The organism is endosymbiont of Ridgeia piscesae (assembly GCF_001443665.1).
In the GTDB taxonomy this organism is placed as follows: domain Bacteria; phylum Pseudomonadota; class Gammaproteobacteria; order Chromatiales; family Chromatiaceae; genus Endoriftia; species Endoriftia persephonae.
The window spans coordinates 211,869-236,298 of record NZ_KQ557115.1 but is presented as its reverse complement, the minus strand read 5'-3'; the positions used below and the strand labels follow the sequence as shown (position 1 = coordinate 236,298).

General features: G+C 61.2%; 23 protein-coding genes. 10 read left to right on the top strand and 13 right to left on the bottom strand.

The features are described from left to right. Window positions 1-101: 101 nt before the first annotated feature. Window positions 102-1,298, bottom strand: a complete 1,197-nt coding sequence (tyrS, locus tag Ga0074115_RS01150; RefSeq protein ID WP_057955384.1) for a tyrosine--tRNA ligase — start codon at window positions 1,296-1,298, stop codon at window positions 102-104. A 163-nt stretch (window positions 1,299-1,461) separates the two neighbouring features. On the opposite strand from tyrS, the gene Ga0074115_RS01145 reads away from it, so the two are divergent. Both Ga0074115_RS01145 and Ga0074115_RS01140 read left to right on the top strand, forming a co-directional pair. Then, window positions 1,462-2,940, top strand: coding sequence for an OapA family protein (locus Ga0074115_RS01145; RefSeq protein ID WP_060528113.1), 1,479 nt, complete (start codon window positions 1,462-1,464; stop codon window positions 2,938-2,940). Next, window positions 2,930-4,042, top strand: a complete 1,113-nt coding sequence (locus tag Ga0074115_RS01140) for an anhydro-N-acetylmuramic acid kinase (protein ID WP_057955382.1) — start codon at window positions 2,930-2,932, stop codon at window positions 4,040-4,042. Before Ga0074115_RS01145 ends, Ga0074115_RS01140 begins: the two co-directional genes overlap by 11 nt. Before the next feature lie 63 nt (window positions 4,043-4,105). Here the strand turns inward: Ga0074115_RS01140 and erpA are convergent, their stop codons facing one another. The 4 genes from erpA to argC form a co-directional block, all read right to left on the bottom strand. Beyond that, a complete protein-coding gene (gene erpA, locus Ga0074115_RS01135) occupies window positions 4,106-4,459 on the bottom strand; it encodes an iron-sulfur cluster insertion protein ErpA (protein ID WP_057955381.1) in 354 nt (117 codons plus the stop codon). A gap of 108 nt (window positions 4,460-4,567) precedes the next feature. Further along, the gene (locus tag Ga0074115_RS01130) at window positions 4,568-5,005 is read right to left on the bottom strand and encodes a bactofilin family protein (protein WP_005961671.1); all 438 of its coding nucleotides are present in this window, start codon (window positions 5,003-5,005) and stop codon (window positions 4,568-4,570) included. 29 nt (window positions 5,006-5,034) lie between these two features. Beyond that, complete coding sequence (locus tag Ga0074115_RS01125; RefSeq protein ID WP_057955380.1) at window positions 5,035-5,757, bottom strand: DUF6776 family protein; 723 nt, start codon at window positions 5,755-5,757, stop codon at window positions 5,035-5,037. Between the two features lie 6 nt (window positions 5,758-5,763). Further along, complete coding sequence (argC, locus tag Ga0074115_RS01120) at window positions 5,764-6,795, bottom strand: N-acetyl-gamma-glutamyl-phosphate reductase (RefSeq protein WP_057955379.1); 1,032 nt, start codon at window positions 6,793-6,795, stop codon at window positions 5,764-5,766. Between the two features lie 169 nt (window positions 6,796-6,964). Here argC and Ga0074115_RS01115 point away from each other — a divergent pair, with 169 nt between their 5' ends. Next, complete coding sequence (locus Ga0074115_RS01115) at window positions 6,965-7,651, top strand: DUF4126 domain-containing protein (protein WP_057955378.1); 687 nt, start codon at window positions 6,965-6,967, stop codon at window positions 7,649-7,651. A 15-nt stretch (window positions 7,652-7,666) separates the two neighbouring features. On the opposite strand, the gene Ga0074115_RS01110 is transcribed toward Ga0074115_RS01115, so the two are convergent. The 3 genes from Ga0074115_RS01110 to Ga0074115_RS01100 all read right to left on the bottom strand — a co-directional run bounded on the left by Ga0074115_RS01110 (window position 7,667) and on the right by Ga0074115_RS01100 (window position 9,990). Beyond that, the gene (locus Ga0074115_RS01110) at window positions 7,667-8,863 is read right to left on the bottom strand and encodes a protoporphyrinogen/coproporphyrinogen oxidase (protein WP_057955377.1); all 1,197 of its coding nucleotides are present in this window, start codon (window positions 8,861-8,863) and stop codon (window positions 7,667-7,669) included. Window positions 8,864-9,009: 146 nt separating this feature from the next. Further along, window positions 9,010-9,381, bottom strand: coding sequence for a HesB/IscA family protein (locus Ga0074115_RS01105; RefSeq protein WP_057955376.1), 372 nt, complete (start codon window positions 9,379-9,381; stop codon window positions 9,010-9,012). A gap of 132 nt (window positions 9,382-9,513) precedes the next feature. After that, a complete protein-coding gene (locus Ga0074115_RS01100; protein WP_057955375.1) occupies window positions 9,514-9,990 on the bottom strand; it encodes a DUF5063 domain-containing protein in 477 nt (158 codons plus the stop codon). A gap of 215 nt (window positions 9,991-10,205) precedes the next feature. Between Ga0074115_RS01100 and thiD the strand changes: the two genes are divergently transcribed. The 6 genes from thiD to Ga0074115_RS01070 all read left to right on the top strand — a co-directional run bounded on the left by thiD (window position 10,206) and on the right by Ga0074115_RS01070 (window position 19,400). Beyond that, window positions 10,206-10,988: a bifunctional hydroxymethylpyrimidine kinase/phosphomethylpyrimidine kinase gene (thiD, locus tag Ga0074115_RS01095; protein ID WP_232432841.1), complete on the top strand. Its 783-nt coding sequence runs from the start codon at window positions 10,206-10,208 to the stop codon at window positions 10,986-10,988. After that, window positions 10,981-11,628 carry a thiamine phosphate synthase gene (thiE, locus tag Ga0074115_RS01090; protein WP_057955374.1) on the top strand — a complete coding sequence of 216 codons (648 nt, stop codon included), beginning with the start codon at window positions 10,981-10,983 and terminating at the stop codon, window positions 11,626-11,628. The genes thiD and thiE overlap by 8 nt, the downstream gene beginning before the upstream one ends. Further along, entirely contained in the window at window positions 11,625-12,908 is a 1,284-nt protein-coding gene (gene hemL / locus Ga0074115_RS01085) for a glutamate-1-semialdehyde 2,1-aminomutase (protein ID WP_057955373.1), read from the top strand. Before thiE ends, hemL begins: the two co-directional genes overlap by 4 nt. Before the next feature lie 119 nt (window positions 12,909-13,027). Beyond that, window positions 13,028-15,085 carry a bifunctional DedA family/phosphatase PAP2 family protein gene (locus Ga0074115_RS01080; protein ID WP_057955372.1) on the top strand — a complete coding sequence of 686 codons (2,058 nt, stop codon included), beginning with the start codon at window positions 13,028-13,030 and terminating at the stop codon, window positions 15,083-15,085. A 92-nt stretch (window positions 15,086-15,177) separates the two neighbouring features. Further along, window positions 15,178-17,028 carry a PhnD/SsuA/transferrin family substrate-binding protein gene (locus Ga0074115_RS01075; protein WP_060528111.1) on the top strand — a complete coding sequence of 617 codons (1,851 nt, stop codon included), beginning with the start codon at window positions 15,178-15,180 and terminating at the stop codon, window positions 17,026-17,028. A gap of 2 nt (window positions 17,029-17,030) precedes the next feature. Further along, the gene (locus Ga0074115_RS01070; protein WP_157292595.1) at window positions 17,031-19,400 is read left to right on the top strand and encodes a sensor domain-containing diguanylate cyclase; all 2,370 of its coding nucleotides are present in this window, start codon (window positions 17,031-17,033) and stop codon (window positions 19,398-19,400) included. 7 nt (window positions 19,401-19,407) lie between these two features. On the opposite strand, the gene Ga0074115_RS01065 is transcribed toward Ga0074115_RS01070, so the two are convergent. The 4 genes from Ga0074115_RS01065 to Ga0074115_RS01050 all read right to left on the bottom strand — a co-directional run bounded on the left by Ga0074115_RS01065 (window position 19,408) and on the right by Ga0074115_RS01050 (window position 22,682). After that, on the bottom strand, window positions 19,408-20,022 hold the full coding sequence (locus Ga0074115_RS01065) for a flavin prenyltransferase UbiX (RefSeq protein ID WP_057955948.1): 615 nt from the start codon (window positions 20,020-20,022) through the stop codon (window positions 19,408-19,410). A gap of 261 nt (window positions 20,023-20,283) precedes the next feature. Beyond that, entirely contained in the window at window positions 20,284-21,645 is a 1,362-nt protein-coding gene (gene mpl / locus Ga0074115_RS01060; protein WP_057955947.1) for a UDP-N-acetylmuramate:L-alanyl-gamma-D-glutamyl-meso-diaminopimelate ligase, read from the bottom strand. Then, a complete protein-coding gene (locus Ga0074115_RS01055; protein WP_057955946.1) occupies window positions 21,645-22,148 on the bottom strand; it encodes a hypothetical protein in 504 nt (167 codons plus the stop codon). The genes mpl and Ga0074115_RS01055 overlap by 1 nt, the downstream gene beginning before the upstream one ends. A 36-nt stretch (window positions 22,149-22,184) precedes the next feature. Further along, window positions 22,185-22,682 (bottom strand): WbuC family cupin fold metalloprotein, encoded by a 498-nt coding sequence (locus Ga0074115_RS01050; protein ID WP_057955945.1) that lies wholly within the window; start codon window positions 22,680-22,682, stop codon window positions 22,185-22,187. Between the two features lie 31 nt (window positions 22,683-22,713). On the opposite strand from Ga0074115_RS01050, the gene Ga0074115_RS01045 reads away from it, so the two are divergent. Further along, complete coding sequence (locus Ga0074115_RS01045) at window positions 22,714-22,938, top strand: hypothetical protein (RefSeq protein ID WP_057955944.1); 225 nt, start codon at window positions 22,714-22,716, stop codon at window positions 22,936-22,938. Here Ga0074115_RS01045 and lnt read toward each other — a convergent pair. Beyond that, the gene (lnt, locus tag Ga0074115_RS01040; RefSeq protein WP_057955943.1) at window positions 22,920-24,428 is read right to left on the bottom strand and encodes an apolipoprotein N-acyltransferase; all 1,509 of its coding nucleotides are present in this window, start codon (window positions 24,426-24,428) and stop codon (window positions 22,920-22,922) included. The genes Ga0074115_RS01045 and lnt overlap by 19 nt on opposite strands. Window positions 24,429-24,430: the final 2 nt, after the last annotated feature.

Sequence of the window (24,430 nt, the reverse complement as noted above, 5' to 3'; positions counted from 1 at the left end):
TCACCCCGAAAGAGCCGCGCATTATACGGCCATCTTCCTCCCCGTCAAGACCTAATGCCTTCTAATTGCATCCTCTCCCCTTCAAGCCTCAAACCTCACCATCAAACAAGCGTTACACGCGCAAATCGACGCTTGCCTACCTGGCAGACAAGCCCTTCACCCGACTCAAGGCGCAGCTTGGTATCCCCAATCTTCTCTCCGTCGATCTTTACCGCGCCCTGCTTGATCATGCGCATCGCCTCCGAGGTGCTCTTCACCAGGCCGACATCCCTGAGCAGATTGGCGATCGGCAGGCCCTCACCAGCCGACAGCTCAAACTCCGCCATCTCATCCGGAATCTGCCCCTTTTGGAAACGCGAAACAAACGTTTGGTGCGCCGCCTCCGCCGCCGCCTCATCATGAAAGCGACCGACCAGCTCTTTTGCCAGTCGAATCTTTACGTCCCTGGGGTTGAGGCCCTGTTCAATCTCTACCCGCCATGACTCTATCTCTGACATCGGCCTGAAGCTCAGCAACTCCAGATAGCGCCACATCAGATCATCAGAAATCGACATAATCTTGCCGAACATATCCTCTGGCGCATCGGTGATGCCAATGTAGTTGCCAAGCGACTTGGACATCTTCTGCACCCCGTCCAGCCCCTCGAGGATTGGCATGGTCAGGATCACCTGCTGCTCCTGACCGTATTGCCGTTGCAGCTCCCGCCCCACCAGCAGATTGAACTTCTGGTCAGTACCACCGAGCTCTACATCGGCCTTCAACGCCACAGAGTCATAACCCTGTACTAATGGATAGAGAAACTCGTGGATCGCGATCGATTGCCCGGAACTGTAACGCTTACTGAAATCATCCCGCTCCAGCATCCGCGCGACATTATACTTGCCGGCCAGCTGGATCAGGTCAGCGGCCCGCATCTCCCCCATCCAGGAGGAGTTAAAGACAATCGTCGTCCGCTCCGGATCAAGAATCTTGAAGATCTGGTGCTCGTAGGTCTGAGCATTCTCCAGCACCTGCTCCCGAGTCAGGGCAGGCCGGGTCGCGCTCTTACCTGTCGGATCGCCAATCATCGCAGTGAAATCGCCAACCAGGAACAACACCTCATGACCCAGCTCCTGAAACTGGCGCAGCTTATTCACCAATACCGTGTGCCCGATATGCAGATCCGGCGCCGTTGGATCAAATCCCGCCTTCACTCGCAGTGGCTTACCCCTCTTCAGCTTTTCAATCAGCAGATCTTCCGGCAGCACCTCATCGGTACCCCGCAAAATAGTTTCCAGCGCCGCATCTATATCCGCCATCAAGCCCACCTAGAAAGTCAAAATAATTGGCCGCCAACTCTACTAAAATGATTCCCAAAATATAAGTTTAGCGAACCGTGCCCAACAACCTCACTTGCCCCGGCCCGGCGCTTTCTTGTATTTTCCCCAAATCATCCATCTCATCACGCCTCAATTCAGGCCTATGCGCGATTTCAAAAATTTCCGCTTGGAAAGCCGGCGCTCTCGCCGATCTCCGCTTCTGCGACTGCTTGTTGGCGGCGCAATCCTGATTGCCGCAGGCGTCGGCCTTCTACTCTGGCAAGTTAGCGGGGGCCAGCCAGCGCCAGCGCCAGCGCCCAGCGCGCCACAGCCCGACAGCAATATCCAGAAGAGACCCAGCAGGCAGATCACTCTGCCGCTTAAGCTGCCCGACCTGGGGGATGAAAGCAGCTCGACCACCCTGCCAGAACCACCTCCCACCGCCAAGCCCAGGCGGAGCGAGCAACCCGCCGCACAGCCCAGCACAACCACCCGCACCAAGAGCATCGTCACTCAAGCACCTGCACTGGACCGGGAGAGTCTCAGCTGGAGCAACCACACCATCCGCTCCGGCGATACCCTCTCAAGCATCTTTTCCGAACAGGCGCTCAGTCCGACCCTGTTGCACCGTATCGTCAACTCATCAAAAACCGCCAAGCAACTCACCCACATCAAGCCGGGAGAGACCCTGCGAATCGGCCGCGACAGCAGCAACGCATTCCGCTCGCTGATCCTCGATCACGACCGCATCAACAGCCTGATTATCGAAATTGAAGGTGACAGCTTCAGCGCCCGCACAGATACCAAACAGGTGGAGCGCCGCACCACCCATCGCAGCGCCACCATCCAGGACTCACTCTATCTGAGCGCCAAACAGGCGGGACTGCCGGAATCAGTGATCATGGAGCTGGCCAATATCTTCGGCTGGGACATCGATTTCGCTCTGGAGATCCGCAGTGGCGACCACTTCAGCGTGATCTGGGAGGAGGAGTTCCTGAACGGTGACAAACTGCGCGACGGCGCTATCCTCGCCGCCGAGTTCGTCAATCAGGGGCGCCGTTATCGCGCCCTGCGTTATACCGACGAGAACGGCCACTCCGACTACTTCACCCCGGAGGGCCGTAGCATGCGCAAAGCCTTCCTGCGCGCACCGGTGGACTTCCGCCGCATCTCCTCCCGCTTCACCAGGGCCCGCTGGCATCCGGTGCTCGGCAAAAAACGCCCGCATCGCGGCGTCGACTACTCCGCCAAGATCGGCACTCCAATCAAGGCCGCCGGCGACGGCAAGATCATCCACCGCGGCCGCAAGGGTGGTTATGGCCGCACCGTCATCATCCAGCACGGGCAACGCTACACCACGCTCTATGCTCATCTCTCCCGCTACAATAAAAAGACGAAGAGTGGCAGCCGGGTAAAACAGGGGCAGATCATCGGCTATGTGGGCAAAAGCGGGCTCGCCACCGGGCCACACCTGCACTACGAATTTCGTGTCAACGGCGTCCACCGCAACCCGCTGACCGTCAAACTCCCCGCCGCCCAGCCGATCGCAAAAAAGTACCGCGCCGATTTCGAAATGAAGAGCCAGGATCTACTGGCTCAGCTGGAGACTCTCAGCCGCACAATGCTCGCGGATGCCAACTGAGGCGCTCTATATCGGCCTGATGTCGGGCACCAGCATGGATGGCATCGACGCCGTGCTGGTCGATCTGGCCGGCGCGGTCCCAAGTCTACGCGCCAGCCACAGCCACCCCTATCCTGACAAACTGCGGACAGAACTGGCCGCACTGACCACCCCGGGTGAGAATGAGATCGACCGGATGGGCCAGCTCGACATTCGCGTCGGTCGCTGTTTTGCCGAAGCGGTGAATGCCCTGCTCGAGGCGAGCAACTGCCCGACCGAATCGATCACCGCGATTGGCAGCCATGGCCAAACCATCCGCCACCGCCCCTGCTTCACTGTGCCGTTTACCCTGCAGATCGGCGACCCTAACACCATCAGCCAGGGCACCGGCATCACTACGGTGGCAGATTTTCGCCGCCGCGACATGGCGGCAGGTGGCGAGGGGGCCCCGCTGGTCCCCGCCTTTCATGAAGTGGTACTGCGCAGCCACCAACGCAACAGGGTAATCCTCAACCTCGGCGGCATCGCCAACATCACCTGGCTACCCGCCGACCCTGCTGCCACGATTGTGGGCTTCGATACCGGCCCCGCCAACGTGCTGCTCGACCAGTGGATCGAACATCAGCTTGGGAAGTGTTATGATCAGGACGGCGCCCTGGCAGCCAGTGGCAGAGTCGACCAAAAACTGTTGAACCAACTCCTGCAGGAGCCCTATTTTCAACGCGGTCTGCCGAAAAGCACTGGCACGGACCATTTCAATCTGAAATGGCTGGAAGCTCATCCGCAAGCACATGAGCTACCTGTGGAAACAGTACAGAGCACCCTAGTCGAACTCACAGCCGTCAGCGTGATGCAAGCGGTGACGCGTCACTGCCCCCAAGCCAATGAGATGTTGGTGTGCGGCGGCGGTGTGCACAACCGTTTTCTGCTCTCTCGGTTGCGTGCCCACGCAGGCCGCCTGAAGGTCACCAGTACCGCCGATGTCGGCGTGGATCCGGACTGGATCGAGGCCACCGCCTTTGCCTGGCTCGCCCAGCGCACCCTGAAACACCTGCCCGGCAACCTCCCAAGCGTCACCGGCGCGAGTCAGCCGGTGATTCTGGGCGGCATCTACCCTGCCTGATCCGGCAGATTTCAGGCACAAAAAAGGGCGCCGAAGCGCCCATTTTTCAGCCTGAATCCAGACTCAAACAGAGAAGGATGAACCGCAGCCACAAGTGGTACTGGCGTTGGGGTTGCGAATCACAAACTGGGAGCCCTGCAGCCCCTCAGTGTAATCCACCTCGGCCCCGCCCAGGTACTGCATGCTCATCGGATCAATCAGCAAGGTCACCCCGTCGGTTACCACCTTGGCATCCCCCTCGCCTTCATTCTCATCGAAGCTGAAGCCGTACTGAAAACCGGAACAGCCTCCACCCTGGATATAGATGCGCAACATCAGATCCGGGTTGCCCTCCTCTTTGATCAGCTCAGAGACCTTGGCGGCAGCGGCCGAAGTAAAGACCAAAAGAGATTCATTGCTTGCTTCTACGGTACTCATCTTCGATAACCTACCATTCGCTTAGCCGGAGCACCGGCACGTGAGATAATGAAAGAAGTATGCTTTAACCAAGGATTTCAATCAAGTATTTGGGATCTGCAGGCCTTCTCAGGAACTCGCCGACAACTCATCTCCCGACAGTTCATCCTGATCGACCGCAGGCTCATCGTAGCCAAGCCGGCGCGGCTCTGCGTCCTGCGAATGCACCAGTTGGCCATTCACCTCCGCGCCCATCGACATCTCCAGCAGATCATAGCAGACAGTGCCGGTCACCCGCGCCTTGGGCGCCAGTTCCACCCGATTGCTGGCAAACACATCACCGATCACCCTGCCATTCAGCATCAGGTTGGTGACCCGCACATCCCCCTCGATGGTGCCGGATTCACTCACTGTCAGGGCCGCCTTCTCACCCCCTTCCGAGGTGACATTGCCCTTAATGGTGCCGTCAATGTGGAGACCGCCACTAAAGGTCACGTCACCCAGGATGTGGGTGCCTTTACCGATTACTGTGGCTATCTTGGGGGCTCGAAATCGTGGTCTTCTCATTACCGTACCTCGGAATATCTATTTCTATCTCAGGAAACTGGCGACCAGGGATAACTCTCACTGACTGGCGCCAGCCGCTTACCGCTGGGTTTCACCTCGATGATCAGCCGGGCCGGCTCGAAACCCTTGGGCAGGCGCAACACACCCTCTACATTCTGAAAGTAGCGAAAACGCATCTTGATGCTCGCACTACTTTTGTCCGCGAGTGCATCCAGGTTGTAGGTGGCTACCTTGCCATCCTGCACCCCCTCGACGCTGATCAGAATCCGCCCTTTGGCGACCTGACCATTCTTCAGCACCTGGCTAACCGTAAACTTGTAATTAAATTGCCCAGCCTCCAGCCCCGGCTCAAGCTTAAAGCCCTGCACCTTGAGCCCCTCTTTTTTCTTGCTGGTGGAGACGATGCCTCGCAGGAAGACCAGCTCCTCCTCCATCTTCAATCGCTCATCCTGCAGCGCCTCGATCTCCGCTTTGACCGACGCCAACGCCTCCTTGTCGACCTGCGCCGCCTGCTCCGCCATGGTCAGCTGGCGGCGCAAATCATTGCGCTCCGCCTCAACCGCGGCCAGCTGTTGTTGCATCTCAGCATGCGTCTGAAGCGTCTCTGACGAGAGCCGCTCACCGCCCAACTGATAACCGCCCCAGCCGGCGGCAGCAAGCAACATCAGCACTAGCAACACCCCCCAGGTTTGTCCGATCGACGTTTTATTTGCGACGATCTTCGGTGAACTGAATCTCTCTTTAGCTTTCATAGCCCCTCACGGCAGCAACGCGACTTGCTCAAGACCCGCATCCTCTGCCAACCCAAACATCAGATTCATATTTTGTACCGCCTGACCCGCAGCTCCCTTGACCAGATTATCGATCACCGTGGAGATCACCACCACATCACCATCCAACGGCCGATGCACCGCGATCCGGCAGTGATTCACCCCACGTACACTGCGGGTCTCAGGGTGTGATCCCGCCGGCATCACATCAACAAACGGCTCATCGGCGTAGCGTTTTTCGAAAAGCGCCTGCAGATCCAGCGAGACATCCTTCAGCCGGGCATAAAGCGTCGCCTCGATGCCCCGGATCATCGGTACCAGATGGGGCACAAAGGTCAGCCCCACATCGCCCCCCGACGCCCGCATCAGGGTCTGGCGAATCTCCGGCTGATGACGATGCCCAGGGATCGCATAAGCCTTGAAGCTCTCACCGGTCTCGCCCATCAGGGCGGCGACACTGGCGCCACGACCCGCGCCGCTAACACCCGACTTGGTGTCGGCAACCAGATGATCCAGCTCAATCAGCCCCTGCTCCACCAGAGGCAGGAAGCCCAATCCCACCGCAGTAGGATAACAGCCGGGATTAGCCACCAAGCGTGCCTGCTTCACAGCTTCACGGTTCACCTCGGGCAGACCATAGACCGCCTCGGCGAGCCGTTCAGGACAAGCGTGCTGCATGCCGTACCACTTTTCCCAGAGCGCCTGGTCGCTGATCCGGAAATCGGCGGCCAGATCAATCACCCGGACACCGGCCTCCAGCAGCTCAGGTACCTGCTGCATGGCGATGCCATTGGGGGTGGCGAAGAACACCAGATCGCAGCTCGCAAGTAGCGCCGGATCGGGTTCGGTAAAGGTTAGATCTAGATGCCCGCGCAGATTGGGAAACAGATCTGCCACCGGACGCCCGGCCTCGGAACGAGAGGTAATCACCACCACCTGGACTGCCGAATGATTCACCAGCAGGCGCAGCAGCTCCACTCCGGTATAGCCCGTCCCCCCAACGATACCCACCTTGATCATAGCCACCTGCGCCCTCTCTACGATTATTACAGAGCCCGCCATCATACGGAGAGGAGAAAAAAATCGGAAGCGCGCGGCCAGTTTGGCCGAGCATTTCCCCAGTGGCGTTGGAAAGACCGCCACCATCCCCCATAGTAAAGGGATGGGCGATACGACACGGATCATCTAAATGGAAACCATCGAGATACTGGCATTAACACTCGGCGCCGGCTGGGCCGCGGGCATCAATCTCTACGCCGCAGTCTTCATGCTAGGTTATCTGGGGGCAACAGGAGACGTAATACTGCCACCAGGGCTAGAGGTACTGTCTGACCCGCTGCTGATGGGAGTGGCAGGCATCATGTACTGCATCGAGTTCTTTGCCGACAAGACCCCCGGCGTCGATACCGGCTGGGACGTGCTGCACACCTTTGTGCGCATCCCCGCCGGCGCCATCCTGGCTGCCGGAGCCGCCAGCGGCTTCGAGGTGTCGGAAGCGGCACAACTGGCCGCAGCGCTTGCCGGCGGCACCCTGGCGGCCGGCAGCCACCTGACCAAGACCAGCTCCCGGGTACTGATCAACATCTCACCGGAACCCGTCACCAACTGGACCGCATCGATTGCAGAGGATCTAGTGGTGATCGGCGGCCTCTGGACCGCACTCCACTATCCGCTGACCTTCCTCGTCCTGCTGGCACTCTTTATCCTGCTCGTCGCCTGGCTGCTACCGAAGATCTGGCGGACCCTGAAAAAACTCATACATCGACTAGGCGGGCTGTTCCGCCGAAACGGAAGGGGCATAGAGCAAAACCGTCGGAAAGATATCCTGCAACAGCTCTACCACGATGCCGGCGAAAAGGAGGATCGATCGGGCTGAGCCAAAACAAATTGCTCAACCTAGCAACCGCGCCGCCTCGGCAGCCGAACGCTGTAGACTGTCCTCAATCGAAACCCCGGCAAACCAGTTGCCGGTAAGCGCCAACGAATCACTCTCCAACAGACGGTCCACCGTCTCGATGATCCCGGCATGCCCCAACCTCAGCGCCGGTAAACGATTTTGATGGGCGACCTGATCGAGCAGCGCAGCCCGCTCGACCCCCAACACCTGGCAGATCTGCTGCACCTTCCCCTCATCATCGAGCACTCCGGGGTGGAAGTGAAAGGTGAAGGCACGATAATTGGGATCGGGGACCGGATCCCGGGAGACCGCCGAATAGAAATCCCCATCCCGCCCGATGATACCGGCCACCGGCTCCAGACCCAGGCTCTCCGCCTTCAGCAGCACCGCCAGTGACTCGACCTCTGCCATCTGCACCGCTCCAATCTGTTCGGCCAGCTCAGGCCGCAACTGCCGTAACAGTTTGGCCGCCTGATCCGGGGCGATCGCCAGCGCCAGTTTGCGGGCAGCGAAACGCGAGCCATCCGCTGTCTCGACCTGAAACCCCTCTGCACTCTGTTCGATCCGCACCACCGGCTGGTCACAGCGCAGATCCAGACCCGCGGCAACTATGCCATCGACAAAACTCTGCACCCCGCGGGGCCCGGTATAGCTGCGCAGGATCTCCTTGCGCCTGGGTTTCTTGCGGAACAGACTCTCGGCAGGAATATCATCCGCCGGCTGGCAAGCCACCGCATCCAACGCCGGGCCGAGAAAACGCTGGTAGTTATGCCGCCCGATGATGCCGCCAAAATAGTCCCGCACACTGCGTCCCGCCTTCTTCGACAACAGGAGCCGTAGCGGCACAGCAGAAAGCTCCAGCCAGTTGAACTGCGAGGCAATCGACTTGATAGCATTGCCAACCCAGAGTCGATAGGGTTGTTTCTGCTTCGCCTGCAAACTCTGCAACTGTCCTGACTGCTCCAGCATCTGCAGCAGATTGCCGTAGCTGTTGTAGCAAGTATGCGCGCCCAACTCTGCCCACACCGCACCTTCGGGCCGCTCAAAACAGTGGCTGCGCAGACAGCCACCCGGCTGCCTCGAGGCCTCCAGCACCAGCGCCTGCAAGCCCCGGTTGCGGGCAAAATGAGCCATCCCCAGGCCACTAATGCCGCCGCCTATCACCACCAGATCGATCAACTTGCCACTCATTGCCATTCGCTCCTGATTCAACGCTCGGCAAGCATAGGGGGCGACTTCAGCCCATGCAATCCGTCACCCCAACTTTTCTTTAGGCATAAAAAAACCTGCAGGGCAGATGCCATGCAGGCTTTTCCGACAACCGAGTGCTAACCCAATCAGCCGCACCCACCACCTTGAGAAGAGCCGCAGGAGCCACAACCACTGCCGCCCACCGGCTGCATGTTATTGAAGACGAAGCTCTGATTGCCGTCACCACGATCGACGAAGTCGATCTCCACGCCGCGCAGATACTGCATGGTGCCGTCGTCCACGATGACCTTGAAGCCTTCGCATGCCAGCACGCCGTCGTTGTCGTTGATGGCATCGCTAAAGGTCATACCGAAACTGACACCGCTGCAGCCGCCTGGGATGGCAAATACCCGGACGCCTTCGATATTGTCCTCAACCTGCTGAAACAGCTCGCCCATCTTCTCCTGGGCAATCGCGGTCAGAGTCAGGTCACTCTCTGTCAGGGTATTCATACTCATGCCGGATCTCCTACAAAATTCATAAAGGTCGGGGAGTCTAGCAAGGATCGCTCGGCAAATCACCCAAAACCCAGCAAGCCGGCGGGTTATGGCGCGTTAGAGTCCTGGCCGGCACTCCCGCTCAGAGCCAACTCAGAGGTCGATCTGATAGCTTGAGCGCAGCTCGTACAGATGGCGTTGCGCATCGATCAGATGCCGCCCCCAGTGGAGATGGTAACCGACGCGCAGCCCCTCCAGAGCCTGTGACGGTTCGCCCTCCATCAGGTTGAGCCCCTCCTTGAGCTCGCAGTAGATATCGGTCAGGTCATCCGCCAAACTGCCGCTCTTCGACTGGCCATCTTCGGCCACATCGAACTCCAGCCAATAGCTGTCTTTTTCACCCAACAGACTGCGCAACTTGCTGTAGAACTCAAAACGGGCATCCAGGTCGACCCGAGTATGGCGTTTACTCACCAGACCGACGGTCCCCAGCGCCGAGACCGCGGCATGCAGCCGAGGCAACAGCGTCGCCACCAGATCAATCCACTGCTCATCGATATACTCCACGGTCTCGACCATCTCGCAGTAGTCACGCGCGACATTAGCCAGCTCTCTATGTTGTGGACTCATAGAATTCCCTCCCTCTCAGTGGCCAAAGCCAGACTTCTGCCCAGGCCAACTCCGCTAGAACTTCAACAGGGCAGGTAAGCCCCCTGCCTGATAAAACGGTTTTGGTAATTAGGCAGTGTAGCAGGCAGTACCCCGCTGACCAGCCAAACGGCCACTCGACGAAGATTCCAGTATACAATCCGCCGATGCACTCTCTCCCTCCCAAGATCCCAGTGATGCTAGCGATTGGCGGCCACGACCCCAGCGGAGGTGCCGGCATCCAGGCCGACATCGAAGCGGTCGCTGCCAACGGCTGCCACTGCACCAGCGCGATCACCTGCATCACCTTTCAGGACAGCTGCAACGTGCAGGCGCTAGCGCCGCTGCCCGCCCAACAGGTGCTCGCCCAGGTCGAGGCGGTACTGGCGGACTGCCGAGTCAGGGCGATCAAGATCGGTCTGATCGGCAGCGTCGAGATCGCCGAGGCGCTGGCCGGGCTGCTCGCATCCCACCCGCAGATCCCGCTGGTGCTCGACCCGGTACTGGCCGCCGGCGGTGGCACTCCGCTCGCGGGACAGCTGCTGCTGGAAACGATCCGCCAGCGGCTGCTGCCGCTGACCACCCTGATCACCCCCAACAGCCCGGAGGCGCGACGTCTCGCCGACGGCCCACAGACACTGGAGCAGTGTGCGGCGCAGCTGTTGCAGCAAGGCAGCCAGGGAGTGCTGATCACCGGCACCCACGAGGCCGATGAACAGGTGATCAACACTCTCTACCTCGCCGACGGCCGCCGCCAGCGCTCCAATTGGCAGCGGCTGCCCGGCGAATATCACGGCTCCGGCTGTACCCTGGCCGCCGCTGTCGCCGCCAGGCTGGCGCAGGGGGAATCGCTGGAAGATGCGGTCAACGCCGCTCTCGCGTTCACCTGGCAGAGCCTGGCCCAGGGCTTCCGTAGCGGCCGCTGCCAATCCCTGCCCGACCGGCTCTATCAACTGGAAAGAGGTTTCAAGCATGACTAGGGACGATCGATTGCACGGCCTTTATGCCATCACCGATCCCAAGCTGGGGGGCGGACTGCCGCTGCCACAACAGGTCGAGCAGGCCCTGCAGGGCGGCGCCCGGGTGATCCAATATCGCGACAAGGGCGATGATCCGGTGCGCCGCCTGGCCGAGGCACGGACCCTAGCCGGCCGCTGCCACCGACACAACGCCCTGTTACTGATCAACGATGATGTGGCGCTGGCCCTGGCCAGCGGCGCCGACGGCGTACATCTGGGGCGTAACGATGCCGACATCGAGCAGGCCCGCGCCCAACTCGGTGAGCGCGCCATCATCGGCGTCTCCTGCTACAACCAGCTACAGCTGGCGCAACAGGCCAGCGCAGCCGGGGCCGACTATGTCGCCTTCGGCCGCTTCTTCCCCTCACAGACAAAACCCGGAGCGGTGCAGGCCGAGCCACTGCTGCTGCACCAGGCACGCCACGAGATCGCCCTGCCGCTGGTTGCCATCGGCGGCATTACGCCGGAGAATGGCCGGCCATTAATAGATGCAGGCGCCGACATGCTGGCAGTGATCCACGCCATCTTCGGCCAGCCCGACATCAAAATCGTCTGCCAAGCCTTTCAATCCCTATTCCAAGCGGAGGATTCACCCACATGAGCAGCTCCCACGACCTCTTTGCCCAGGCCCAGCAACACATCCCCGGCGGCGTCAACTCGCCGGTGCGGGCATTTCGTGGCGTGGGGGGTGACCCGGTATTTATCGACTGCGCCGCCGGCCCCTATATCTTCGACCCGGAGGGCAAACGCTACATCGACTATGTGGGCTCCTGGGGGCCGATGATCCTCGGCCACGCCCACCACGAGGTGATTGAGGCCGTCGCCGCCATCATCAGCAAGGGACTGAGCTTCGGCGCCCCCACCGAGCTGGAGACCCGCATGGCCGACAAGGTCTGCGAGCTAGTGCCGAGCATGGATATGGTGCGCATGGTCAGCTCCGGCACCGAGGCGACCATGTCGGCAATCCGCCTCGCCCGCGGTTACACCGGCCGCGACAAGATCATCAAATTCGAGGGCTGCTACCACGGCCACTCCGACTCGCTGCTGGTGAAGGCCGGTTCTGGCATGCTGACCCTGGGCGAGCCCAGCTCACCCGGCGTGCCCGCGGCCTTGGCCGAGCACACGCTGACCCTCAGCTACAATGACAGCGAACAGGTCAAAGAGACCTTCGAGCTAATCGGCGACGAGATCGCCTGCATCATCGTCGAGCCGGTGGTCGGCAACATGAACTGCATCCCGCCACAGCCTGGCTTCCTCGAGACCCTGCGCGAACTCTGCGACCAGCACGGCACTGTGCTGGTCTTCGACGAGGTAATGACTGGCTTTCGCGTGGCACTGGGTGGCGTGCAGGGCCTCTACGGCATCAGCCCCGACCTGACCACACTGGGCAAGGTAATCGGCGGCGGCATGCCGGTGGGCGCCTTCGGCGGCAAGCGCGAGATCATGGAGCAGATTGCCCCCCTCGGCCCGGTTTACCAGGCCGGCACCCTCTCCGGCAACCCGGTGGCGATGACCGCCGGGCTGAAAACTCTGGAGCTGATCGCCGAGCCCGGCTTCTTCGACGCCCTCTCCGCCAAGGTCGAGACCCTGGTCAACGGCATCATGGCTCAGGCCCATTTTGCCGGCATCCCGCTGGCGGAGAACCATGTCGGCGGCATGTTCGGACTGTTCTTCACCGATGCCGACAAGGTCAGCGACTTCGCTGGCGCCACCGCCTGCGATCAGGAGCGCTTCAAGGCCTTCTACCACGCCATGCTGAAGCGCGGCATCTACCTCGCCCCCTCCTCTTATGAAGCAGGCTTTGTCTCCGCCGCCCACTCCGACGAGGATATCCAGAACACCATCGAGGCCACCGCAGAGGCTTTCACCGAGATCGCCTGACCGCCGTGGGTGTGGTGAGCCTATGAACCGCATCGGTTGCGTTCGGCAATCAAGCCCCTCAATCGATGCGGTTCGTTCCTCACCGCATCCTACACAGGCTCTGGCTATAATCCCTCGCCATGGGTGAGTATCTCCAGCTGGTTATCGATTGGGTCGCCCAGCACAGCCTCTGGGCCGGCTGGCTGGTGTTCCTGGTGGCGTTTGCCGAATCGGTGGCGATTCTCGGTCTGCTAGTGCCGGGGGTGGTATTGATGTTCGGCTTCGGCGCGCTGATCGCCAACGGTGCGCTGACCTTCTGGCCGGTGTTCGGCTGGGCAGTGGCCGGCGCAGTAGCCGGGGATAGCCTGAGCTTTTGGCTGGGGCACCGCTACCAGACGCACCTCTACCAGCTCTGGCCCTTCCGCCGCCACCCCCGGTCGCTGCAGCAGGGGGTGTATTTTTTCGAGCGATATGGCGGCAAGAGCGTCGCCTTCGGGCGCTTTTTCGGCCCGGTGCGGGCAGTGATCCCACTGGTGGCGGGGATGCTGAAGATGCCCCCCTGGCGCTTCCTCATCGCCAATCTGCTCTCGGCACTCGTCTGGGCCCCCGCCTATCTGCTGCCGGGCATCGTGTTCGGCGCCTCGCTGGAGCTGGCCTCAGAGGTCGCCTTCCGCCTGGTGGCCTGGCTGCTGATTTTCGCCGCCGCACTGTGGATCGTTCTCATCGTCTCGCGGGGGATCTTCCGCCTGCTGCAACCCCACACCAGCCGCATCGTTCAAGCACTCCTGCAGTGGGGACGTGCCCATCGCGGTTTCGCTGAGATCGCCGCCGCCCTGGGCGATCCGGATCACCCTGAGTCACGGGGGCTGGCGATACTGGCCAGCCTGCTGTTGCTGAGCACACTGCTGTTTCTGCTGCTCTCCGGGCTGATCACTAGCGGCGGCCTATTCGACGGGCCTGACCTCGCCATCCACAGCGCCCTGCAGAGCCTACGCACCCCCTGGGCCGACAGCCTGATGGTCTACCTCACCCACCTCGGCGACCTGCCGCTGATACTGGGTTTCGCCCTGGCGGTGGCTGCGCTACTGGCATTGCAGGGCAACTGGCGGGCACTCGGCTACTGGGGGGCGGCGCTAGGCTTCGGATTGCTGATGCCGATACTGCTGAAATATGGCCTGCGTGTGCCGCGCCCCGAGCCGCGCATCGAGGGGCTCAGCCCTTGGGCCTTCCCCAGCGCCCATGTGCTGCGCAGCCTGACCCTCTACGGCTTCTTCGCGGTGATGATTGCGCGCACCCTCTACCGGGAGTGGCGCTGGATCCCCTACAGCCTGGTGACGCTACTAGTCTTCGCAGTGGCGCTGTCACGACTCTATCTGGGTGTGCACTGGCTGAGCGACATAATCGGTAGTCTGCTGCTCGGGCTGGCCTGGATCTCGGCACTGGGGCTTGCCTACCACCGCCATTTGGCGGCGGAGACCCATGCCGGCCGCTTCATGTTCGCCTCCGCTCTGGCACTGAGCACGCTCTTCGCCATCGACAGCTGGCAGAACCACTCTGAAAAACTGCAGCGCTACCAGCCGCAACCAGCCACTGAGGTGATCAGCCAAGCCGAGTGGCTGGCCGATGATGGCAGCCTGATCCCCCGACAACGCCATGATATCCGTGCCCGATTGGACCACCCGCTCAATCTGCAGCTGATCGGCGATCCGGCGCAGCTGCTGGATCAGCTGCAGACACAGGGCTGGCGACCAGCCACAAGGTTAGACTGGGGCAATGCGCTGCAGCTGCTCTCCCCCTCGCTACCACTGCAGCAGCTGCCGCTGCTGCCCCAGGTGCACGACGGCCGGCACGAGTCGATCAGCTGGGAGAGGCCGCTGCCAGAGGGCGGACGGCTGGTGCTGCGGCTCTGGTCGAGCCATTTTCGGATCGCGCCGGACAACCGGCCGCTCTGGATCGGCAACGTTTCGCAGCAGATCCGGCCCGATCTGGCAGGGCTGCTCAGCCTGCCGCAGACCGATACCGATTTCCTCAACCCGCTCAGGATGTTAGAGCAGGACCTCGGCCCCATCAAAGCGCTCGAACCCCATCGCAACGAGGCGCTGTTGCGATTGGCACTACCGAACACCCCCGGACTCCATCGCAATAACACCGAGCAATGGATTCAATTACAGCCAAGCCATGCCGACAACCTCGGATAGTTGAATCTATACTTAATTTCAGGCCAGGCTGGGCGACCGGGCAGGTTGGCCGCCCCTTCGCAAAGCCCAACGCCAAACCAGCGTCAGGAAGTATGAAACGCAAGCCCCCCAGCATCTCCCTCTACCACCTTTTGCTACCGCTGTTGGGTCTGCTCCTGCTGATCGCCACAGCATCGCCCATCCAGGCCGCCGGCAATACAGAAATCAGGCCAGAGGTACGCATCGGCGTGTTGGCGAAGCGCGGCCAAGCCAAGACCCATGCCAAGTGGGATGCCACCGCCGACTATCTTAACCAGCAACTGCCCGGGTACCAGTTCCGCATCGTGCCGATGCTGTTCGACGACATCCCGATCCTGGTGAAAAACGATCTGGTGGACTTCGTCATCGTCAACTCTGGCATCTTTGTTGATCTGTCGGTCAAGTTTGGCGTGCGCCGCATCCTCACCCTGACCAATCGCCTCACCACCGAGGCCGACAACTCCCAATTTGGCAGCGTCATCTTCACCCATCGGGAGAACCATTCGATCCGTGGCCTGAGCGACCTGAAGAAGAAGCGCATCGCCGCAGTTCACGCCACCTCACTGGGGGGCTGGATCATGGCCCTGGACACCATACTGAACACCGGTCTGAAACGGGGAGAACTGGGTCCGGTAGCGTTTTACAACACCCACGACGCAGTGGCCCAGGCGGTGCTGGAAGGCAACGCCGAGGTCGGCGTGGTGCGCTCGGACACCCTCGAGCGAATGGCCAAAGAGGGCAAACTCAAGATCAGCATGCTGCGGGTCATCAACCCCCAGCGTCACCCCAATTTCCCGCTGCTCATCAGCACCCAGCTCTATCCAGAGTGGCCGTTTGCCAAACTGCCGCAAACCTCTGACGATCTGGCACGACAGATCGCCATTGCGCTGCTAGAACTGCCACCGGAGCACCTCGCCGCTCGCAACGCACACATCACCGGCTGGACCATCCCAGAGAACTATCAATCGGTGCATGATCTGCTCAAACGACTCAGCATTGCACCCTACGATCAAGCGGATCAGATCGGCTTGCGCGCCATCATTCAGGCCTACGGGGGCTGGCTGCTTGGCCTGTTCGGCATCATCACTTTTCTACTCCTCCTGATATGGCGTATCGCCCGTCTCAACCGCACCCTCAAGGCCAACCAGCGAAACCTGATGCAGAGTGAAGAGCAGTTACGTGTGACCTTTGAGCAAGCTGCGGTGGGCATCGCACACCTCACACTCAACGGCGCCTTCCTGAAACAGAATCAAAAGTTCTGCGAGATGACTGGCTACAGCGCCAGAGAGCTACACTCTCTCAATCTGAAGGAGCTGCTGCTTGCCGATGATCTTTCGACGGGACTGAGATATCTCAACGAGATTCGTCGCGGCGACACCAGACAGGGCGCGGTTGAGCTGCGTCTTAAACGGGCCGACCAAACTGCATTTTGGGCCCGGCTGAACATCTCCTGTGTGCGCGATATCAGCGGGCAGATCAAATATCTGGTGGTAGCCATCGACAACATTGACCCGATAAAACAACTGCAGGAGGAAAACCGGCTCAGCCAGAAGCAGCAGGAACTGATCCTGGAATTGGCCGGTGACGGCATTCTCGGCCTCGATCTGCAGGCCAACCACAGTTTCGTCAACCCGATGGCGGCCCGCCTGCTGGGCTATGAGGTGGATGAGATGCTCGGGCGTAACAGCCACGCCATGTGGCACCACACTCGGGCCAACGGCGAGCCCTTCCCCGAAGGTGAATGCCCGATCACCCGTGTGTTGCACAATGGCGTGACACACCGCAGCAGCGATGCGCTGTTCTGGCGCAAGGATGGCGGCAACTTCCACGCTGAGTACACCTGCACCCCGATCATCGAGGAGAAGAAAATAACAGGTGCGGTGGTGGTTTTTCGTGAGGTGTCCAGCCTCTCACACAACAGCTAAGCGTGACGCCCAACTCAGCGATGCAACCGAACCACCGTCTCACCCATCATCTGCTATTGATTCTGCTCGGCCTGATGCTGCTGGCCAGCTTGATCCATTGGGGGTTGCGGGCGCAGGTGCAGGAGAGGGTCGAGCAAAAACTGCACGACCAGTCGGTGACGCTGCTGCGACAGCTGAACCAACAGTTGCAGACCGATCTCAAGGAGATCCGCTCCGACCTGCTCTACCTGACCGACCAGGCTCGCCAGAACGGGCTGGCCCAGCCGCAACCGAGCGCTCAGGCGATCGCCCGAACCGGCATCGCATTCAAGGTCTTCAGTAGGTACAAACGTCGCTACGACCAAGTGCGCTTTCTCGATGCAGAAGGCATGGAGCGGGTACGGGTCAACGCCAATCAGGGGCAGCCAACGATTGTGCCCGCCGACCAGCTGCAGTCCAAGGCCCATCGCTACTACTTCACCGAGACAATCGGCCTGCCGAGCGGCGCCATCTACACCTCACCTTTCGATCTCAATGTGGAACACGGGGAGGTGGAGTTGCCGCTAAAGCCGATGCTGCGGCTGGCCAGTCCGGTGAGCGACGCCCAGAGCAATAAACGGGGTATCGTCATCCTCAACTATCTGGGACGCCATCTGCTCAACGATTTTCTGGCCCTGACCCGCGACTACCCGGGCAGAACCTATCTGCTCAACAGTGAAGGTCGGTATCTGCTCAGCCCGAACAAATTGCAGGAGTGGAACTTCATGTTCCCCGACTTACCCCAAGTCGGTTTTGCACAGGATCATCCTCTCATCTGGTCGCAGATCACACAGCGCGGCATCGCCAGCAGCCGCACCGCAGAGGGCCGCTTTGTCCATCTCCGCATGCGTCTCCCCAACAGCCAGTCAAGCCTCTCCAGCAGCTACCAAAACTGCGAGTTTGTACTGATACTGCAGATCCCTGAAGCGTTGCTCGAGACCCAGATCGACCAGGAAATGGCGCGTCAATATCCCCTGCTTGGACTGTTTTTTCTGATACTGGGCGCGGTCCTGATATTCCTCACCTTCAACCGAGAAAAACGCAGACTCTCGGAGCTGCAGATCCAGCACCTCAACCAGGAGATCGCCGACGAGCGCGACCTGTTTATCGGCGGCCCCACCGTCGTCATCCACTGGCGCAACGAATTCGGCTGGCCCATCGACTACATCTCGAGCAACGTGGAACCTCTGTTAGGCTACACCGCAGAAGAGTTCCAGAGTGGAGAACTCTCCCTCTCCAGCATCGTCGCCCCCAGCTACCTGCAACAACTCATCCAAGAGAACGAAACAGCTCAAACAGACAGTCGCTCCTGGTTCGAGCGCAAACCCTATCAGCTGGTCAGCGCCGATGGCCGGCGCCTGTGGATCCAGGACACCACCTCCGTGATCCGCGACAGCGCAGGTCACATCACCCACTTTTACGCCTATATCTCCGACATCTCTCCCCTCAAGCAGGCGGAGGAAAAGCTGCAGCGCTCCCACCACTACATTCAGAACGTAGTGGACACCATCGCCGACCCCACCCTGGTGATCAACATCGACACCTATCGGCTGGAGATAGCCAACAGCGCCGCGCGCCAGACCTATTGCGGCGGCGCCAGCATCGATGCGGAGATGACCTGCCACCGTCTCTCCCACAAGCGCGAGGTCCCCTGCAGTGGCGAGCATGACCCCTGCCCGATCGAGCTGATCCGTAAGACCAAAGCTCCGGCACGGGTCATCCACAAACATTTCGACAGTCACGGCAAGGTCATCTACGCCGAGGTCTCGGCCACACCGATCTTCGACGACACAGGAGAACGGGTGGTACAGATCATCGAGTCCCATCGCGACATCACCCACCATGTGGAGATGGAGCAGCAGCTCACCCAGCTCGCCGCCACCGACCGCCTGACCCAGGTCTTCAACCGGATGAAGTTCGACGACGAACTGGTGGAGCAGATCGAATGGGCCAAGCAGCAGCAGAGCGCGCTGGGGCTGATCATGTTCGACATCGACCACTTCAAACGCATCAATGACAACCACGGCCACGACATCGGCGACCGGGTGCTGCAGGAGGCTGTCGCGGTGGTGCAGAAGCGCATCCGCAAGAGCGACATGCTGGCCCGCTGGGGCGGCGAGGAGTTCATGATCATCACCCCGCTGGCCGATCTCGCGGTGGTGGAGACGGTTGCCGAAGACCTGCGCAAGGCGATCGCGCAGCACCAATTCCCGCAAGTGGGCCGGATCACCGCCAGCTTCGGCGCCAGCATGCTGCACCCTGATGACGATGCGCGCGCCTTGATCAAACGGGTCGACCAGGCGCTCTACCGTTCCAAGCGGGAGGGGCGCAACCGCACCACAGTGAGCCCATAACCGGCTGTCAAAGCGGCTCCCCCCAACGCGGCAATAGACGCTGCTCCACTCCGAGCTGGTCGAGGATCCGCGCCACCATGAAGTCGACGATATCCTCCAGCGATTCTGGATCCTGATAGAAACCGGGACTGGCCGGCATGATCAACGCCCCCATGCGCGACAGCTTAAGCATGTTCTCCAGGTGGATATCGGAGAGCGGGGTCTCACGCACCACCAGGATCAGCTTGCGCCGCTCCTTCAGCATCACATCCGCGGCTCGCTCCATCAGGTCGTTACTAGCGCCGCAGGCCACCGCGGAGAGCGCACCGGTGGTACAGGGACAGATCACCATCGCCTCAGGCGGATTGGAACCACTCGCCACCGGCGCCATCCACTGCTGACGGCCAAACACCTGCAGTTGCCCGGGCGCAGCCTGAAAACGTTCCGACAGAATGCGCGCCACCTCTACCGGCAGCGAAGGCAGCTGCAGCCCGGACTCCATATTCAACACGATCTGCCCGGCCTGAGAGATCATCAGATAGACTGGTCGCCCCGCCGCGATCAGGCACTCCAGCAAGCGTAGAGCGTAGGCGCTGCCCGAGGCGCCGGTGATACCGAGGGCGATGGGCTTAGAATCATGCATGGTATGGTCCGGCAACTCTTTTGTCTCGTCTGATGCTATTAACCCGGCAATTTAATCTGGCACATGTATAGGTCAGGCCGTGCCCGACATCATCCGTGATTTCACTTGGTTACAAGTGGCGGATCAATAACAGCCCGTAGGTTTGGCTTGACCTCCATGGATAGAGGAAATGCAAAAAGATTGTTGGGAACAATCCCTGTCAACCGAACAGTCCGACTAAAGTCGGACCTACCGGAACCTGCTGCGGCTTGTTGGAGTATTTTAGCCCCGCCCGAGGCGCTCCAGCAGCCGTCGGTGCAGCCCCTCGAAGCCACCGTTGCTCATGATCAGCAGATGATCGCCGGGCTGGGCGGTCTCGGCCAACGCTTCAATGATCGCTTCGCTACTGTCAAACAGAGCGACACGATCCCCCAGTGGCTGGAGCGCCGTCGCCGCATCCCAGGCCAGTTCAGCAGGACGAAAGAAGAGTACCCGATCAGCCACCTGCAGCGCCCCGGCCAGCTCACCCGCATGCACACCGCGGCGCATGGTGTTGGAGCGCGGCTCCAGCACCGCGATGATGCGTTGCGAGCCGACCCGTCCGCGCAGCCCCTCCAGGGTGGTGCGGATGGCAGTGGGGTGGTGGGCGAAATCATCGTAGACGCGCACCCCGCCCACCTCACCGATCAGCTCCAGGCGCCGTTTGACGTTACGAAACTCCCGTAGCGCCTCAATCGAGACCGCCACCGGCACCCCGGCATGCCGCGCCGCGGCGATCGCCGCCAGGGCATTGTTGATGTTGTGACGCCCGAGCAGCCCCCACTCGACCCGCCCGGCCGGCTTGCCCTCACAGATCAGCTCGAAGCGGCTGCCGTCGGCGCTGGCGGATGCCGCTTGCCAGGTCGCCTCCCGCTCCGCATCGAACGACTCGAGCGGGGTCCAGCAGCCCTGCTCGAGCACGGCGGCCAGATTGGCGTCGTGGGCCGGCGCGATGACCAGGCCATTGCCCGGCACGGTACGTAGCAGATGGTGGAACTGGCGCTGGATCATTGCCAGGTCATCGAAGATGTCGGCGTGGTCGAACTCCAGATTGTTAAGAACCAGGGTGCGTGGCCGATAGTGGACGAACTTGGAGCGCTTGTCGAAGAAGGCGGTGTCGTACTCGTCCGCCTCCACCACAAAAAAAGGCGCCTTACCGAGCCGCGCCGAGCGGCCGAAATTCTCCGGCACCCCGCCGATCAGATAGCCCGGTTCCAGATTGGCATACTCCAGCAGCCAGGCGAGTAGGCTGGCGGTGCTGGTCTTGCCGTGGGTGCCCGCCACCGCCAGCACCCAGCGCCCTTGTAACACATTCTCCGCCAACCACTGGGGACCGGAGGTGTAGCGCAGCCCCCGTTCCAACATGTACTCCACCGCCGGATTGCCCCGCGACATAGCGTTACCCACTACCACCACATCCGGCTCGGGCTGCAGATGCTGCGGCGCATAGCCCTCCATCAGGGTGATACCGGCCGCCTCCAGCTGGGTGCTCATGGGCGGATAGACGTTAGCGTCGGAGCCGGTGACCCGATGTCCCAGGGCCCGCGCCAGCAGCGCAATACCGCCCATAAAGGTACCGCAGATACCAAGGATGTGTAGATGCATCAGTTCACCACTGGGAAGAGCGTGGAGGTGATCGACCAGGCCGACAAGGTATAGACAAAGCCGAAGGCGATCCCCAGGTTGAGGCTGAGGTTAAAGGCGTGACGGATGATATGACCCAACACCACCATGCTCCAGATCACCAGCACCAGCAACAACAGCCCCACCTCTGAACCGCCCGACGCCTGATTCCAGCTCAGTAGTGGCAGCGCCAGCAGGCCCATCAACAGACCACTGCCCATCAATGCGCTGGCCGTCTGCAGAAATCGTGGCTGCAGGCCGGTGAGGCGCAGCGCCAGCTGCAGGCTGAGCAGCATCAACCCCGCCTCGAACAGGCTCTCCAGCACTGCCATGCCCAGCTGACGGGAGGAGTCGACAATCATCAGCACCCCAACCAGCACATTCAGCAGCGCGGTCAACGCCAGCAACACCGAGGAGACAGGCAGATCCTGCGGCGCGGCACGCAGCAGGCAGAGATCGACAAAATAGTTCAGCAGTGACTTCATCGATGGTTCACGGTTGCAAAACGCGGGATCTTACCACTAGTCAGCCCGCCTGGGCGGACGCTCTCCCACCCCAGCCTGCCGGAACCAGGCCTCAAACTGCGCCGCAGCCGCCTCCCCCTCGGCTGGCGCCCAGCTGGCAAAATCAGCCTCAGCGATCGGCTTGAACGGCCCCTGTTTGAACTCGAACAGCAGGGTGTCCGGGGCCAGCGCGACCAAGGCATGCCAGACTCCCGCCGCCACTTCGAGACCGCGCACCGGCCCAGCAGCGTTCAGCTCGGTACGGCTCAGCACCGCGCCACTCTCATCGAAGGTGAGGTGGCCACAGCACCCCTGCAGTATAATCAGGAACTCCCAGGTCGACGGGGCTAGATGGCGATGGGGCCGGTAGTAGGTGCCGGGCTGAGCCGCCATCGCCATGCGCTGCACCATTTCGCTGTGGTCGGCATGAAAACAGTGGTGAGAGCGCCGACGGGACGCGTTGCGGGAGCTTTCGATCAACCCAGCGATAACTGAATCATCCAATAGTTTAAGCATCTCTCTCTCCTGGCTAAGGCGGAGTCACAGCATGAACTGTTTCAGCCCATCCCCGGTCTGCCTCACCCCCCTGCTTTTGGCGCTGCTGGCCGCATGCGGCGAGGCGCCACCCGTCACCGTCCCGGCCGCCGCCCCTTGGAGCGACCAGGATGAGGTGCTGTTCCAGCTGCGCGAGGTGATCAAATATGAGCAGGAGCGCCAGCAGCTCGAACAGGCCACAGCCGAGCAGCTACAAACTCAGGAGCCCCGCCAATAGTTGCAGGGGTAGGCGACCATCAGGGCAAACAGCATCAGGATAACTATGCCCCAGTTGCCAATCCTGGCATAGGGGGTCAGTCCCTGCATGGCGCGGATCTCGCTGCGTAGCACATGCCGCTGCAGCAGTGGCGAGACCCCGACCAATTCCCCCTTCGGCCCGATCACCGCAGAGATGCCGGTATTGGTCGCGCGCAGCAGATAGCGGCCAGTTTCCAGGGCGCGCATACGGGCGATCTGCAGGTGCTGATGGGGCGCCAGCGAGTCACCGAACCAAGCGTCATTGGAGGCGTTGATCAGATAGGCCGCCTGCGGCAGCGCCTCGATCATCTCACTGCCGAAGGCGTCCTCGTAGCAGATCGACATACCGACCTGGTGCTCCCCCACCTGCATCAGCGGCTGAGCCGAGCTGCCATGGGCAAAGTCCGACATCGGGATGGTCAGGAAGTCGACCAGCGAGCCGAGCCAACCCTTGAGCGGCAGATACTCAGTAAACGGCACCAGATGACGCTTGTGGTAGTGGGCTCGCTCACTGCCCAGACTCACCATCGCGTTGTAGTAGGCCTTGCTCTCCGGATCCATCTGCACCACACCGAACACCAGATTGTGGCCCTGCTCCTGCAGCAGCCGATGCATGCCCTGCAGAAAGGGCTCCTCCACCTGGAACTGAAACGCCGGCACCGCGGTCTCCGGCCAGAGGATCAGATCCGCATCCAGGTGGCGGCGGGTCTCCTTGGCGTAGTGGATCAGGGTCGGCGCCAGTTGCTCCAGCTTCCACTTCTCAGCCTGGGGGATGTTGCCCTGCACCACCGCCACCCGGATCGGCTCGCCCTCGGGGTGGCTCCACTCGATCTGGCCGGCGCCCCAGGCTGCCACCCAGAGCCCCCCCAGCATCGCCAGCGCCTTGAGTCGGGTACGCCGCGCCGTTGTGATCAGGATCAACACCAGCAGGCCGGCGCTGAAGGCCGCCGCCCAGCTGACGCCAAGGCTGCCAAACAGCGGCCCCAGCCCGGCCAACGGTGAATCGATCTGGGCATAGCCCAGCTGCAACCAGGGGAAGCCACTGAGGAACCAGCCGCGCAGCCACTCGACCAACACCCAGGCGGCGGGGAACAGCAGGCTAAGGCGCAGCCGTTTGGCGACCGGGATACGGCTCACCAACCAGCCCAGCAGGCCGTAGTAGAGGGCCATCACCAAAACAAACAATCCCGTAACCAACAGCGGCAGAAACCAGCCCACATCGCCAAACTGGGCCAGGCTGACATGCAGCCAGGTGACGCCGCTGCCCATCAGCCCAAGACCGTAGAGCAGCCCCAGTCGGAAGCCACTATCGCGGCCGGCATGCAGCCAGAGCCAGAACAGCAGGGCTGGTCCGGCAATCGCCAGCGGCCATAGATTGAATGGTGCAAACCCCAGGGTGGTGAGCGCCCCCGCCAGCAAGGCCAGCAGCCTCCCCCTGCGCAGCAGCGCGGTACGCGCATCATGCAACATGG